Raw genomic sequence first — 15,527 nt, 5'->3', positions numbered from 1 at the left:
CGCGGGTAGCGTGGCGCCGTGGACCCGTTCTCCCTCCTCCTCCACAGCACCCTCGCGCTCGACCTGCTCGGGCTCGCGGTGCGCGTCGTGGCGGTCGTCGTGGTCCCGGTCAACCGCCGGCCGGCCTCGGCGATGGCGTGGCTCATGGCGATCTTCCTCATCCCCTACCTCGGGGTGATCGCGTTCCTGCTGATCGGCAACCCGAAGCTGCCGGCGCACCGGCGGCGCAAGCAGCGCGAGGTCAACCGGATGATCCTCGAGCGGACGAAGGGCATGGAGGACGTGCCCGAGGACGATCCGGGCCCGCCCTGGCTCGAGTCGGTGGTGCGCCTGAACCGCAACCTCGGCGCGATGCCCCTGGTCACGGGCAACCACGCGCACCTGATCGAGGACTACGAGGGGTCGATCGCCGCGATGACGGAGGCCGTCGACGCCGCGACCAGCTACGTCCACTGCGAGTTCTACATCCTCTCCTCGGACGCGACGACGGCCCCGTTCTTCGACGCGCTCGAGCGCGCCGTGGGGCGCGGGGTGGCGGTCAAGGTCCTGTTCGACCACATCGGCTCGTGGCGCACCCCGAAGTACCGGCGGACGCTGAAGCACCTGCGGCGGATCGGGGTGGAGTGGCACCCGATGCTCCCCGTCCAGCCCTACCGGCTGCGCTACCAGCGGCCCGACCTGCGCAACCACCGCAAGCTGCTCGTGGTCGACGGCGACGTCGCCTTCGTCGGCTCGCAGAACCTCATCGACCGCTCCTACGACAAGCGGTCGAACATCCGTCGCGGGCTGCAGTGGCAGGAGCTGATGGTCCGCTTCGAGGGCCCCGTCGTCGGCGGTGTCAACGCCCTCTTCGTGACGGACTGGTTCTCGGAGACGGACGAGGAGCTGATGGGCGAGATCGGCCCGGTCGACCCCCGCGAGGCGCTGACGTCGCTCGAGTGCCAGGTCGTGCCGAGCGGCCCGGGGTTCGACGGCGAGAACAACCTCAAGCTCTTCAACGCGCTGCTCTACAACGCGGCGGGGCGGATCTCGATCACCTCCCCGTACTTCGTCCCGGACGAGTCGCTGCTCGAGGCCGTCACGACCGCCGCGCAGCGCGGGGTCGCCGTCGAGCTCTTCGTCTCGGAGATCGGCGACCAGCCGCTCGTCTTCCACGCCCAGCGCTCGTACTACGAGGCGCTGCTGCGGGCCGGGATCCGCATCTGGCAGTACCCGGCGCCCTTCATCCTCCACGCGAAGCACCTCACGGTCGACGACGACATCTCGGTCATCGGCTCGAGCAACATGGACATGCGCTCGTTCGGGCTGAACATGGAGCTCTCGGTGCTCGTCCACGGCGAGACGTTCGCGTCCGAGCTCCGGGCCGTCGAGGACCACTACCGCGCGATCAGCTCGGAGCTCACGCTCGAGGCGCACCTGGGCCGCAATCCGGTCGCCAAGGTCGTCGACAACCTCGCGCGCCTGACCTCCGCGCTCCAGTAGGCCGACCGTGCCCCGGCGGTCCGTGGGCCGCCGGTAGGGTCGCCGCATGCGCGGGCGCCTCCCCACGTCGCCGGCCACGCCGGCGCCCGCCGATCCCGACCCGCCGCCGAGCCGCGCGTCCCGGGGGCTGCGCAAGCTGACCGCAGGCCTGCGCAGCGTCGTCTCCAGCGACGGCGTCGTCGTCCGCGTGATGGGGGCGGTCCTCGTCGTCGTCCTGCTGATCGCGAACTTCGTCTCGGCCGGGATCGTGATGCTCCTGGTCGTCTTCGTGGTCCCCGGCCGGGCGACGGACGCCGCCCGGGACGCGCTGGGCAGCAACGCGTGGTTCCTGCTGGGGTTCATGCTCGTCGTGATCCCGTGGGTCCTCTGGTGGTCCGAGCGGGCGATGCGCTCGGTCACGCGGTGGATCGGCTCCGACCGCGAGGCCCGCCCCGAGGAGGTCCACCAGCTGCTGCGCGCACCCGTCCGGGTGCTCGTGATGCTCGGGGCGGCGTGGACGCTCGCGGCGATCCTCTTCAGCCTCTTCAACATCTGGAAGTCCGACGCCGACGGGCCGACGACCGCGCTCCTGGCACTGCGGGTCTACCTCGTGACGCAGCTGACCGGCCTCACGATGGCCGCGTTCGGCTACCTCGTGACCGAGCGCCTGCTGCGGCCGGTCGCCGCGATCGCGCTGCAGGCCGGCGGGCTGGACCGCGCGGTCCTGCCGGGCGTCACCCGCAGGCAGCTCCTGGGCTGGGCGACCGCCACCGGCGCGCCGGTCGTCGGCCTCGTCGTCATCGGGGTCCTCGTCACGATCGACGACAAGGGCGTCACGGCGGACCGCATGGCGCTGGCGATGATCGTCCTCGGCGGGGTCGCGCTCGTCTTCGGCCTCGCGGTCGAGCTGCTCGCCGCCCGGGCGGTCGCCGACCCGGTGCGGACCGTGCGCCGGGGCATGGAGGCGGTCCGGCGCGGCGGGCTCGACGCGCGCATCCCCGTCTACGACGCCAGCGACATGGGGCGGCTGCAGGACGGGTTCAACCGCATGGCGACCGACCTGCAGGACCGCGCGCGGCTGCGGGACCTCTTCGGCCGGCACGTGGGCGAGGACGTCGCGCGCGCGGCGCTGGACCAGGAGGTCCGCCTGGGCGGCGAGGCCCGCGAGGTCTGCGCGCTCTTCGTGGACATCGTCGGCTCGACGTCGCTGGCCGCCGAGCACTCGCCGGACGAGGTCGTCGCCGCGCTGAACCGGTTCTTCGCGGTGGTCGTCGAGACCGTCGACGAGCACGGCGGCTGGGTGAACAAGTTCCAGGGCGACGCCGCGCTCGTGGTCTTCGGCGCGCCCGTCGCGCAGGACGACGCACCAGACCGGGCGCTGGCCTCCGCGCGGGTCCTGGCGGAGCGGCTGCGGGAGCGCGTCCCCGAGCTGCGGGCGGGCGTCGGGGTCAGCGGTGGGCCCGCGGTGGCCGGCTACGTGGGCGCGGAGCAACGGCTGGAGTACACCGTGATCGGCGACCCGATCAACGAGGCGGCCCGGCTCACCGAGGTCGCGAAGGAGACCTCGTCGATGACGGCGGCCAGCGGGCGGCTCGTGGCCCGCGCGTCCGCCGCCGAGCGCCGCCGCTGGGTCCTCGAGCACGAGGAGACGCTGCGCGGTCGCGCCGAGGCCACCGACGTGATGGTGCCGCGGCCCGACGGGGACTGACCACGCCGCGGTCGACCTCGGCGCGGCCCGGTGGCCCACCGGGGAGGAGCACCGCCCTCGACGGCGGGCGCCGGTGACGGACGCGGCGCGGCTACGTACCCGCCGTGGGGGCGCCCCAACCGGGCGCGTCGTCCCTGCTCCCAGCGGCACATCCGGCGGCGCGGCAGCTGGCCGCGAGGCGCAACGACCCGCGTCCTCCGGCCCGTTAGTGTCGTCCCCGATGCCGAGCGGACCGTCGTTGTCGTACCGGGGCCCCGAGGGGATCTACGACGAGGCCGTGAAGGCCTCCGGAGCCCCTCGAGACCACGTCACCCAGCTGATGGAGGCCGTCGGAGCGCTCGAGCCCGAGCAGCTCTCCGCGCTCGGTCGGCGCCGCGACGCGAACTTCATCCAGGCCGGCATCACGTTCGACACGATCGGTCCCGACGGCCAGGCCGTCGACCGCCCGTTCCCGCTCGACCTGGTGCCCCGCGTCATCGACGCCGACGAGTGGTCGACGATCAAGCGCGGCCTCGCCCAGCGCATCCGCGCGCTGAACCAGTTCATCGACGACGTCTACCACGGGCGCGAGATCGTCCGGGAGGGCCTGATCCCGTGGCGCCTGATCGTCTCGCGGTCCCACTTCGCCCGTCAGGTCGACGGCGTCCGGCCCCCCGGTGGCGTCTACACGCACATCGCCGGCCTCGACCTCGTCCGCGACTCCGACGGCACCTGGCGGGTGCTCGAGGACAACGTCCGCACGCCGTCGGGCATCTCGTACGTCCTGGCCAACCGCCAGGCGATGACCCGGCTGGCCCCGCGACTCTTCTCGGGCTACCGCGTCCGGCCGGTCGACCACTACCCCCAGGTCCTGCTGGAGGCCCTGCGTGCGGTCGCGCCGGCCGACGAGGGCGAGGCCACCGTCGTGGTCTGGACCCCGGGCCCGCTGAACCCCGCGTACTTCGAGCACGCGTTCCTCGCGCACCAGATGGGCGTCGAGCTCGTGCAGGCCTCCGACCTCGTCGTGCGCGGGGACGTCTGCTACATGCGGACGACCCGCGGCCTGGAGCGCGTCCACGCGATCTACCGCCGCCTGGACGACGAGTTCTGCGACCCGCTCGACTTCCGCCCCGACTCCGTCATCGGCGTCCCGGGCCTCCTGCGGGCCTACCGCTCCGGCACGGTCGCCGTGGCCAACGCGTTCGGCACCGGCGTGGCGGACGACAAGGCGATCTACCCATATGTGCCGGACATGATCCGCTTCTACCTGGGGGAGGAGCCGATCCTGCAGAACGTCCCGACGTACCGCATGGACCGTCCGGACGACCTCGCGCACGTGATGGACCACCTCGACGAGCTCGTGGTCAAGCCGACGAGCGAGTCCGGCGGCAAGGGCGTCGTGATCGGGCCGCACGCCACGAAGGCCGAGCTCGACCAGCTGCGCAAGGACGTCATGGTCAACCCGGCCAAGTGGATCGGCCAGGAGGTCGTGAAGCTCTCGACCGTCCCGACGGTCCTCGAGGACGGCAGCCTGTCGCCCCGGCACGTCGACCTGCGCCCATTCGCGGTCTTCGGCGAGACGATCCGCGTGATCCCCGGTGGGCTGACCCGCGTGGCGATGACGCCGGGCTCCATGCTCGTCAACTCGTCGATGGGCGGCGGCTCGAAGGACACCTGGGTGCTCGAGTCCGACTCGCCCGAGCCGGACCCCGAGGCCGCGGACCAGCCCGCGCAGGGCGAGCGGCTCCTGCCGGCCCTGCCCGAGGTCCGCTGGGACTCCGCGTGGGTCGGCCAGAGCCAGCAGCAGCAGCAGGGGGGCGGGGCACAGGCGCAGTCGCAGGACTCCCGCCGCCCGCCCGCGCCGGTCCCGACCCGCGACATCACGACCGGAGAGGACGTCTGATGCTCGCCCGCATCGGCCACGAGCTGTACTGGCTCGGCCGCTACGTCTCCCGCGCGGAGCACACCTCCCGCATGCTCGAGGGCGTCTTCGCCGCCGACCTGCAGGGCCGGCCCGACGACCCCGTCGGCGTCAACCTCTCCTGGGGTCCCGTCATGGCGATCATGGGCGCGGAGTGGGACGGCCGCCGCGTGGCCGCCGCCGACGCCCTCCAGCGGCTCATGCTCGAGCCGACGCAGGACGCCTCCGTCGTGGCCTGCGTCCGCCGGGCCCGCGAGAGCGCCAAGGCGCTGCGCGACGTCGTGCCCCAGGACATGTGGGAGGCGATCAACACGCTCTCGCTCGAGCTGATGGCCGTCTCGCCCGACGCGCTGCTGCACGACCCCTCCAAGGCGTTCCGCGCCGTCCGCGAGCGCTGCACCCTGTTCTGGGGCCTCGTCGGCCGGACGATGCTGCGCGACGAGGCCAGCGCGTTCCTGGCCGCCGGCGAGCGGCTCGAGGGCGCCAGCGTCCTGCTGCGCATGCTCCGCGTCGTCCTGCCCGCCGGCGACGTCCGGACGGGCGACGACGGCGAGAGCGACGGCCAGGCCCACGCGCTCCTGCGCGCCGTCGGTGGTGAGCAGGCGTTCCGTCGCGCCGCCGCCGGCCCGCCGGACACCCCGCACGTCGCGCGCTTCCTGCTCTTCGAGCGGGACTACCCCAACGCCGTGGCCGCCCACGTCGCCTCGGTCCTCGAGGCGATCGACCAGGCCGACGTCGCGTCCCGCTCCAGCCCGCCGGTGCTCCGGCTCTCGCGGCTGGCCGCCGACCTCGACTTCCACCGGCGCAGCCTCGCGTTCGCCGACCGCAACGTGCTGGTCGAGCAGAGCGTCGTGATCCAGGGCGAGCTGGACGCCGTCGACCGCGACATCTCCGAGCGCTACTTCGCCGGAGCCCTCCGACCCACCGCCTTCAGCGTCGCGTAGCCCGCGACGGACGACGGAGAGACCAGAGACCGTGCACTTCGGCATCGACTACGTCACCGAGTACCGCTACGACGGCGAGGTGATCGACAACCTCAACGCGCTGCGGGCCCGACCGGCCACCACCCCGAACCAGCGCTGCGACGAGTTCCACGTCCGGACGGACCCGGAGACCCGCCTGCACCGCTACGTGGACTACTTCGGGGCCGAGGTCGTGGAGTTCGGCATCGACCGGCCCCACGACCACCTGGCCATCGAGGTCCGCGCCCGCGTGACCACCACCGACCCCGACGCCCCGCCCGAGGCGCCCTGGGAGGCCCTGCGCACGACGGCCTACGAGACGGCCGCCGGGGAGTTCCTGCTGCCCACGGGCCAGGAGCCCCGGCCCGAGCGGATCGCGGATCTCGTCGAGACGACGCGCGCCACGTCGCCGCTGGCCACCCTGCGGCTCCTGAGCGAGCTCCTGCGCGACCGGTTCGTGTACGACACCGAGACGACGTTCGTCGGCTCCACCGTCGACGACCTGCTCGACCAGGGCGGCGGGGTCTGCCAGGACTTCGCCCACCTCGGCACCGTGCTCCTGCGGGCCCACGGGATCGCCGCGCGCTACGTGTCCGGCTACCTGTGGGCGGCCGACGAGGCCGGCGGCGACGACTCGATGGAGGTCGCCACCCACGCCTGGGTCGAGGCGCTCCTGCCGGGCACCGGCGGCCGAGACGAGCCCGTCTGGGTCGGCGCGGACCCGACCAACGGCGTCCTGGCCGGCGCCACCCACGTGAAGATCGGCCACGGCCGCTTCTACCAGGACGTCCCACCGGTGCGCGGGGTCTACCGCGGACAGGCGATGGCGGAGCCCGGCGTCCGGGTCACGATGACCCGCCTGGAGCCGCAGGCCAGCCCCCGGGCGTAGGCCCGGCCCACGGGGCCGCGGGCCCCGGTGGGAGGCCCCCGAGGGCGTCCGACCGGGGGCACGGGGCGGCGCAGGACGCGCTTCGCTATTCTCCCCCGCCGGACCTGCCTCGCGTAGGTCCGTTTCGTCCGGGCGGCCTCACCGCAGCCTGGAAGCCTTCGACTCGCATCGCGTACGGGAGCCCACATGGCCCGCGGAGATGTTCGCGTCGCAGCCACTCTCGCCTGCGAGACGTGCAAGCGACGGAACTACCAGACCAAGAAGAACAAGCGCAACACGCCCGACCGGCTGACCATCAGCAAGTACTGCAAGTGGTGCCGGGCCCATACCTCCCACAAGGAGACGCGGTAGGCGGAGAGACCCGCACGACTCGCACGAGAGACGCCCCATGGCAGCTGAGGACCACGACAACGAGCGCGCGCGCCTGACGACCTCCCCCGCGGGGGCCGGTCCGGTTGGTGCCGCGGCAGCTGAGCGCAGCGACTCCGCCCCCGTCAAGGGTGGCGGCATCCGGCGCTTCCCGGGGTTCCTCAAGGCCTCCTGGGCCGAGCTGCAGCGCGTCCGCTGGCCGGACCGCACGCAGGTCGCCCAAGGCACCGGCGTCGTCATCGTGTTCGTGCTGCTCGCCGGGGCCTTCCTCGGCGGCGTGGACGCTGTCGCGTCCCAGCTCGTCGACCTGGTCATCTGACCCCCCTCCGCACCGCACCCTTCTCATGTATCGCTGGTACGTCGTCAACACCTTCTCCGGGCACGAAGCCAAGGTGAAGCAGAAGCTCGAGCACCGCCTCATCACGCTCGGGCAGCGGCGTGCCGTGCGCCAGATCGTCGTCCCGACCGAGTCGGTGACGGAGGTCAAGGACAACGTGAAGGTCACGTCCGAGAAGCGGACGATGCCGGGCTACGTGCTGGTCCAGATGGACCTCACGGACGACTCGTGGCAGCTCGTCAAGGGCACCCCGGGCGTCACCGGGTTCGTGGGGGCCGGCGACGAGCCGATCCCGCTGACCCAGGAGGAGATCGATCGCCTCCTGAAGCGCTCGCAGCAGCCCACCAAGGCTCAGGCGCGCGCACAGTTCACCGTCGGCGAATCCGTCAAGGTCGTCGCCGGCCCGCTTTCCGACTTCTCGGGGGAGATCGCAGAGGTCTCCCCGGACGCCGGCAAGCTCAAGGTTCTTGTGTCCATCTTCGGCCGGGAGACCCCGGTCGAGGTGGGCTTCGATCAAGTGAAGAAGATCTGAGATGGCGAAGAAAGTTCTCACCCAGATCAAGCTGCAGGCCGTAGGCGGCCAGGCCTCCCCGGCCCCGCCCGTCGGTCCCGCGCTTGGTCAGCACGGCCTGAACATCATGGAGTTCTGCAAGGCGTTCAACGCCGCCACGCAGCAGGACGCCGGCACGATCATCCCCGTGGTGATCACCGTCTTCGAGGACCGGACGTTCACGTTCGTCACGAAGAACCCGCCGGCGGCCATCCTGATCAAGCAGGCCATCAACCTGCAGAAGGGGTCGGGCGAGCCGCACATCACCAAGGTCGGCAAGCTCACCGCCGACCAGCTGACGGCGATCGCGGAGAAGAAGCTCTCCGACCTCAACGCCAACGACATCGACGCCGCGAAGAAGATCATCGCCGGCACCGCCCGCTCCATGGGCGTGGAGGTAGAGGCCTGATGCCGAAGCACGGTAGGAAGTTCGTCGCGGCCCGCACGAAGGTCGACCGCACCAAGGAGTACGACGTCACCGAGGCGCTCGCCCTGGTGAAGCAGGTCTCCCGCGCGTCGTTCGACGAGTCCGTCGAGGTGCACATCCGCACCGGCCTGAACGTCCGTCACGCGGACGAGCAGCTCCGTGGCACGATCGCGCTCCCCAACGGTCTGGGCAAGTCCGTCACGGTCGCCGTGTTCGCCGCGGGCCCCAAGGCCGCCGAGGCCGAGGCCGCGGGTGCGGACTTCGTCGGCACCGACGACCTCGCCAAGCGCATCGAGGAGGGCTTCTCCGACTTCGACGTCGTCGTCGCCACCCCCGACCAGATGCCGCTCGTCGGTCGTCTGGGCCGGGTCCTCGGCCCGCAGGGCAAGATGCCGAACCCGAAGGTCGGCACGGTGACGATGGACGTCGCCAAGGCCGTCTCCGAGTCGAAGGCCGGCAAGGTCGAGTACCGCACGGACCGCACCGCGATCGTGCACCTCACCATCGGCAAGACGTCCTTCCCCGCCGAGCAGCTCGTGGAGAACCTCGTCGCCGTCCTGGACGAGATCAACCGCGCGAAGCCCTCGGCCGCCAAGGGTCGCTACATCCGCACCGTGACCGTGGCCTCGACCATGGGCCCGGGCGTGAAGATCGACCAGGCATCCGCACGTGTCCGCGACGAAGAGGGTGTTGCGGTCGCCGCCTAGGCACCACACACCACCTTCGTCGCCCCCGAAGACCCTCGGCTGGCCGTCACCTGACGGCCGGAAGTCCGGGACAGGAGGCTCATGAACAGGGATCAGAAGACCCAGGCGATCGCCGAGATCGTCGAGAACATCAATGCGTCCGACGCCGTGCTCGTCGTCGACTACCGTGGCCTCTCGGTCACGCAGGCGTCGGAGCTGCGCAACAAGCTGCGCGAGGCCGACGCGACGCTCGTCGTCGCGAAGAACACGCTGACGGGTCGCGCCATCGCCGAGGTCGGCGAGTCGGCCGAGCCGCTGCGCGACTTCCTCGCCGGCCCGACCGCCCTGATGTACGTCAAGGGCGACGTGGCCGCGGCCGCGAAGACCATCACGACGTTCGCGAAGGACAACGGCGAGCTGCCGACCTTCAAGGGCGGCGTGCTCGACGGCAGCCAGCTGAGCCCGGACGAGATCCAGGCCATCGCGAAGCTCCCGTCGCGTCAGGCCCTCTACGGCCAGCTCGTCGGCATGGTCGCATCGCCGATCACGGGCCTCGCCCGGAGCCTCGGCGGTCTGCTGGGCGGTCTCGCGATCGCCCTCGGCGAGGTCAACGCGAAGAAGGAGTCGGGCGAGATCCCCTCGGGCGATGCGCCCGCGGCCTCCGCTCCGACCGAGGAGACCTCGGCTCCGGCCGAGGTGCAGGACGACACGGCGGGTGGGGACGACGTCCCCGCCGCCGAGAACGACGCGGCCGCTGACCCGGCCGCAGACGAGTCGGGTGCGTCGGCGTAACCACGCCGCAGCAACCCGCCAGACCCACCCGAATCGCACACAGGAGACACAACATGGCTACCACGCAGGACTGGATCGAAGAGCTCAAGAGCATCACGGTGCTGGAGCTGGCCGAGCGCATCAAGGCGCTCGAAGAGGAGTTCGGCGTCTCCGCGACCGCCGTCGCCGCCGCCGCCCCCGCCGGTGAGGCCGCCCCGGCCGCCGAGGAGCAGACGGCGTTCGACGTCATCCTCGAGGCCGCCGGCGACAAGAAGATCGGCGTCATCAAGGTCGTCCGCGCCGCCACCGGCCTCGGCCTGAAGGAGGCCAAGGCGGTCGTCGACGAGGCCCCGGGCCCCGTCAAGGAGGGCCTGGACAAGGACGAGGCCAACAAGCTCAAGACCGAGCTCGAAGAGGCCGGCGCCACCGTCACCCTCAAGTAGCACCGCGCAGCCCTGGAGGCTGCGCACCCGGCGCGGCGGCCTCGCCGCCGCGCCACCGACCACGGGCCGCTCATCGAGCGGCCCGTTCTCGTTCCCCGCGGGGCGGGGGCCGCGGCCCGGGGCGACCTCCGCCGGCGGGTCGGGACTGCGGCCCGGCCGCCGACGAGGCGGAGGGGCCGACGCGTCATCGGTCCGGAGCGAGGACCCGGGCCGCGCCCGGCGTCCGCACGCCGGCGCGAACCGGGACGGGTGGCCCCGGATCTGGGACTTCGACGATCGTTCGGGTCGCTCCGTGGTGCGGGGCCCGGCCCTGGACGCTCCGGATGACCCGACCCGCGCAGTGCGTCCACGGCGTCGTCGACGGACCGGCCGGCGACACCGCGAGCCCCGTCGTGGACCGGACTCGCGCACACCGTGCGACCGCAGTGCCGCCGGTGCCCGGGGCCCGGTCGCTGGACGCCCGGGGTCGCCCGGCCGGCGGGGGTGGGTGAACGTGCGCCGGGCCGGGGTGATCCTCGGGCCCCCACGGTCCCGCCCGGTATATGGTCGGCGCCGCCGATCATCGTCGGGCCGCTCGGGCCCGCGACCACGACCGCCGCCCGACACCTCGGTCGTCCGGTCGCGATACGGCTCCGATACGACCACGACCTAGCGTGCACCTCATGACGTCCTCGATCGCCTCCGGCCAGGCGCGCTCCACGCGCGCCGTCCCCGGTTCCGTCCTCCGTCGCTCACCGGTCGCGCTGCTCGCGCTGCTGGCGGCCCTCCTGGTCGCGGGCATGGGCTTCGCAGCCGCCTCCGCGGACGCCGCCGATCGGAACTTCGCCCCGCGGTTCACGGCGAACGACACGGGCGACATCGACATCTTCGGCAACACGCTGATGACGTGCCCGGCACTGGCCGTCGGCTGCGCCGGCGCCCAGCAGTCCGGCGTCACGACGACCGCGGACTCGCTGAACCAGAACAACGCGTACGCCATGCAGTACGTCGACGTCGACGGCGACGCCTCGACCTTCAACTCGAGCCGCTCGAACGTGTCGATCCCCAGCGGAGCCCAGGTGCTCTTCGCCGGGCTCTACTGGGGCGGCCGCACCGCCGCCGGCAACACCATCGGCAGCATCCTCGGGCAGGGCGCCCGCAACCCCGCGTTGCGGAACACCGTCAAGTTCCGTGCACCCAACGCGGCGGGCTACACCTCGACGGTCGCGGACACCCTCGACGACGGCACCGGCGGCATCTACCAGGGCTTCGCCGACGTCACGGACGAGGTCCGGGCCGGCGGCAACGGGCAGTACACCGTCGCCGACGTCCAGGCCTCCACCGGTGGAGACGCACTCGCCGGCTGGTCGCTCGTCGTCGCCTACCGCGACACGTCGCAGCCGGCCCGCAACCTCTCCGTCTTCGACGGCATCAAGTCGATCAGCAACGGCGCGAGCGGCACCATCTCCGTCTCCGGCTTCACCACGCCGCCCGCCGGCCAGGTGCGCACCCGCGTCGGCTTCGTCACGTACGAGGGCGACGGCGGCATCGTCGGCGACAGCGCCTCGCTCAACGGTACGACGCTGAGCGACGCCCAGCACCCCGCCACGAACTTCTTCAACTCGCGCAGCAGCCGCGACGGCGTCCTCCGCACGGCCACGACGCCGAACTACCCGAACAACCTGGGGATCGAGCAGTCGATCCTCCTGGCCAACGGGGTCCTCGGCAACAACGCCACGAGCGCGACGATCGGCCTGACCTCCTCGGGCGACGTCTACGCCCCGGGCGTCGTGACCTTCGCCACCGAGCTCTACGCCCCGAAGGTCGAGCAGACCAAGACGGTCACCGACCTCAACGGCGGCCTGGTCGAGCAGGGCGACACGCTCCGCTACACCATCTCCGGCCAGAACACCGGTCAGGACGGCGCCACCAACCTCGTCCTCCGCGACCCGGTGCCCGCGAACACGACCTACGTCCCGGGCTCGATCAAGATCTCGCCCGCCGCCGGCGGCGCCGCCACGGCAGCCGCCACGGACGCCGCGGCGGACGATCGCGCCGAGTACGACGCGGCGAACCGCCGCGTGGTCGCCCGCCTGGGCACCGGCTCGTCGGCCACCGCGGGCGGCACCCTCGCGGTCAACGCGACCTACACCACCACCTTCGACGTGACGGTCAACGGGCCCGGCTCCCCGACGGTCGCCTCCAACACCGACATCGTCAACACGGCGACGGCGAGCTTCGCCTCCGCGAGCCTCGGCACCCCGCTGACCGCCCAGTCCTCGGCCACGACGACCGTCAAGTCCCCGGACCTGACGATCACGAAGACCGCGACGGGCAACCCCGTCGGCGGCCAGCCCTACGACTACTCCATCGTGGCCCGCAACTCCGGCGACGCCCGGACGCAGGGCACCGTCACGGTGACGGACACGCTGCCGTCGGGCCTCGCCTTCCGGGGCACCACCCCCGTCTCGGGCACGGGTTGGACCTGCTCCAACACCGCGACGACGTTCACCTGCACCCGCGGCGACGCGCTGGCCGCCGGCGCGGCGTACCCGGCGCTGACGCTCAACACGACCGTCGCGGCCAACCCGCCCGCGTCCATCGCGAACACCGCGTCGGTGTCCGGCGGCGGCGACGGCAACCTCACGAACAACACGGGCACGGCCACCAACGGCCCGACCCGCTCGGCGGACCTCGCGGTCACGAAGACCGCCGACGTCGGTTCGATCGCGGTCGGCGGCAACGTCAGCTACACGATCCGCGTGACGAACAACGGCTCGTCGGACTCGACGGGCTCCGTCGTCACGGACACGCTGCCCGCCGGCCTGACCTACGTCTCGTCCGAGGCCGGCTGCGCCGGGTCCGCGGCGTCCAGCACGGTGTCCTGCACCGTGGGCCCGCTGGCCGCCGGTGCCTCGAAGACCTTCACGGTCGTCGCCAAGCCCACCGCGGGCACGGCCGGCACCTCGCTCGCCAACACGGTCCGCGTCACGGGCAACGACCCCGACCCGACCCCCGGCAACAACACCTCGTCGAGCACGGTCGCCGTCAAGCCGGTCGACCTCAAGGTCACCAATGCCATCCAGGGCAACCCGGCGACGCTGAGCCCGAACACCACCTACACCTGGGTCGTCGGCGTCTCGAACCAGGGCGGCTCCGCGGCCCCCGGCAGCGTCGTCAACTTCGACGTGCCCGCCGGCACGACGGTCGTCACCGCAGACCTCGACCCCCGCTGCACCGTCTCGGCCGGTGCGATCGTCTGCGACCTGGGCACGATCGCCCCGGGCGCGACCATCACCCCGCTGAACATCCCGCTCCGCACCGTGGCCAACCCGCCCGCGTCGATCGACACGACGGCGACGGTCACCACCACCGAGAACGACACCGACCTGACGAACAACACGGCGTCGACCAGCACCCCGGTCGTACAGGCCGTCGACCTGGGCGTGACGCTCGGCTCCGACCCGGGCACCGTCAGGCCGGGCGACGAGGTCAAGCTCACGGCGACGGTCACCAACAACGGCCCGGCCACGCCGCAGAACCCGACCGTGACGATCACGATCCCGGCGGGCACGACGTTCGTCTCCGCCGACCCCGGATGCACGCGGTCCGGCACGACGGTCACCTGCGTCCTGACGCCCGCCGAGCTCGGGCCCGGCCGGTCGGTCACGCGCACGATCGTCGTGAAGGTCGGCGACGACGCCGGTACCACGCTCACCACGGACGCCAAGGTGTCCACGACGTCGCCGGACGCCGACCCGTCGAACGACACCGCGACCCTGGTGGTCCCCGTCGTCCGGCCCGTCGACCTCTCGGTGACGAAGACGGCGTCGACGACGCAGGCCAAGCCCGGCGACCGGGTGGTCTACACGCTGACCGCCGCCAACGCGGGCCCCGGCCCGGCGCGCGACTCGGTGGTGACCGACACGCTGCCGGCCGGCACCACGTTCGTCTCCGTCGACAGCCAGGCCTGCTCCGTCGCCGGCCGCACCGTCACCTGCGACTTCGGCTCGATCGCCGCCGGCGCGAGCCGCCAGGTCAAGGTGACGGTCTCGGTCGACCCGATCGCCTCCACGCTGAACCCGAACGCCACGCACCAGTACGACGTGGTCAAGAAGGAGGAGACGCTGAACGTCCCGGCGAACTCCACCGGAACGGTGACCGCGGCCTGCGAGCCCGGGTACGTCGCGACCGACGGCAGCGTCCTCCTGAAGTCGACGGACCAGGACACCGGCAGCTTCGGGGACACCCGGGTGGTCGAGAGTCGCGCCACCGCGAACGGCGCCGGCTGGACCGGCACGGCGCGCAACACGACCACCGGCCAGCTCCAGGCGACCGTCAACGTGGTCTGCATCCGCAAGACCGTCGAGGACACCGGCCACACCCACTCGCTCATCGTCTCCGATCCGATCACCGCCGTCCGCGGCAGTGGCCGGCAGGACGTCGTCCTGAGCTGCGGCCCCGGCCGCGTGGCGATCGCCCCGGGCTGGACCTTCGTCGACGGCGTCGGCCGCGTCCTCTCCTCCCGCGCCGACGGCTCGGGCTGGCGCTTCGTGGTCGACGCCAGCGACGCGGCGGGCGTGCAGCTGGAGGTCCGCTGCCTCTCCACCACGCTCACGGCGGCGAACGGTCACACCCACGACCTCGTCCTGGACTCCACGGCGAAGTCCATCGACGTCCGGCCGAGCCGGTCGACGACCGACAAGATCACCGAGTCGCTGACCTGCACGGACGGCAAGGGCATCGTCGCCTCGACGACCTACGACCCCAGCGCCGTCGCGCTGGGCAACGAGCCGCAGCCGGTGAGCCGCGTGTTCTCGTTCTACAACCCGACGAACGCGACGCAGAAGGCCGACATCGGACTGCTCTGCCTCGGCACCCGCACCTCGGGCGAGATCGCGGTGGCCGACGTCACGAACACCGCAACGGTCGCGACCTCCTCCCCGGACGCCACGACGGCCAACGACAACGCGAGCGCCACGTTCCGGGCGACCGCGGCCTCCGGTCCGATCGCGGCTGCGCCGGCGGCCGCCGCGCCGGCCGCG

The 15,527-nt window shown here is 72.3% G+C and carries 13 protein-coding genes; all 13 read left to right on the top strand.

The features are described 5' to 3' along the window. Nucleotides 1–18: 18 nt before the first annotated feature. Complete coding sequence (cls, locus tag Q7T67_RS19475; protein WP_304793820.1) at nt 19–1,482, top strand: cardiolipin synthase; 1,464 nt, start codon at nt 19–21, stop codon at nt 1,480–1,482. 46 nt (nt 1,483–1,528) lie between these two features. Continuing rightward, nucleotides 1,529–3,169, top strand: coding sequence for an adenylate/guanylate cyclase domain-containing protein (locus Q7T67_RS19470; RefSeq protein WP_304793817.1), 1,641 nt, complete (start codon nt 1,529–1,531; stop codon nt 3,167–3,169). A 220-nt stretch (nt 3,170–3,389) separates the two neighbouring features. Beyond that, entirely contained in the window at nt 3,390–5,051 is a 1,662-nt protein-coding gene (locus Q7T67_RS19465; protein ID WP_304793814.1) for a circularly permuted type 2 ATP-grasp protein, read from the top strand. Further along, nucleotides 5,051–6,013 (top strand): alpha-E domain-containing protein, encoded by a 963-nt coding sequence (locus Q7T67_RS19460; RefSeq protein ID WP_304793811.1) that lies wholly within the window; start codon nt 5,051–5,053, stop codon nt 6,011–6,013. The genes Q7T67_RS19465 and Q7T67_RS19460 overlap by 1 nt, the downstream gene beginning before the upstream one ends. A gap of 31 nt (nt 6,014–6,044) precedes the next feature. Then, a complete protein-coding gene (locus Q7T67_RS19455) occupies nt 6,045–6,920 on the top strand; it encodes a transglutaminase family protein (protein WP_304793808.1) in 876 nt (291 codons plus the stop codon). Nucleotides 6,921–7,106: 186 nt separating this feature from the next. After that, nucleotides 7,107–7,271, top strand: a complete 165-nt coding sequence (gene rpmG, locus Q7T67_RS19450) for a 50S ribosomal protein L33 (protein WP_084270254.1) — start codon at nt 7,107–7,109, stop codon at nt 7,269–7,271. A gap of 37 nt (nt 7,272–7,308) precedes the next feature. Further along, complete coding sequence (secE, locus tag Q7T67_RS19445) at nt 7,309–7,608, top strand: preprotein translocase subunit SecE (RefSeq protein WP_304793800.1); 300 nt, start codon at nt 7,309–7,311, stop codon at nt 7,606–7,608. 25 nt (nt 7,609–7,633) lie between these two features. Next, nucleotides 7,634–8,158 carry a transcription termination/antitermination protein NusG gene (gene nusG, locus Q7T67_RS19440; RefSeq protein ID WP_026912990.1) on the top strand — a complete coding sequence of 175 codons (525 nt, stop codon included), beginning with the start codon at nt 7,634–7,636 and terminating at the stop codon, nt 8,156–8,158. Nucleotide 8,159: 1 nt separating this feature from the next. Continuing rightward, nucleotides 8,160–8,585, top strand: coding sequence for a 50S ribosomal protein L11 (gene rplK, locus Q7T67_RS19435; RefSeq protein WP_304793796.1), 426 nt, complete (start codon nt 8,160–8,162; stop codon nt 8,583–8,585). Next, entirely contained in the window at nt 8,585–9,310 is a 726-nt protein-coding gene (gene rplA, locus Q7T67_RS19430; RefSeq protein ID WP_304793793.1) for a 50S ribosomal protein L1, read from the top strand. The genes rplK and rplA overlap by 1 nt, the downstream gene beginning before the upstream one ends. Before the next feature lie 81 nt (nt 9,311–9,391). Then, entirely contained in the window at nt 9,392–10,081 is a 690-nt protein-coding gene (rplJ, locus tag Q7T67_RS19425) for a 50S ribosomal protein L10 (protein WP_304793790.1), read from the top strand. 53 nt (nt 10,082–10,134) lie between these two features. After that, entirely contained in the window at nt 10,135–10,503 is a 369-nt protein-coding gene (gene rplL / locus Q7T67_RS19420; protein WP_304793787.1) for a 50S ribosomal protein L7/L12, read from the top strand. A gap of 662 nt (nt 10,504–11,165) precedes the next feature. Then, nucleotides 11,166–15,527, top strand: a 4,362-nt coding sequence (locus Q7T67_RS19415; protein ID WP_370695429.1) for a hypothetical protein, incomplete at its 3' end; no start/stop codon positions are given.

It is taken from the genome of Patulibacter sp. (assembly GCF_030655195.1).
Lineage (GTDB): Bacteria > Actinomycetota > Thermoleophilia > Solirubrobacterales > Solirubrobacteraceae > Patulibacter.
This window is presented reverse-complemented; position numbering and strand designations above follow the sequence as displayed.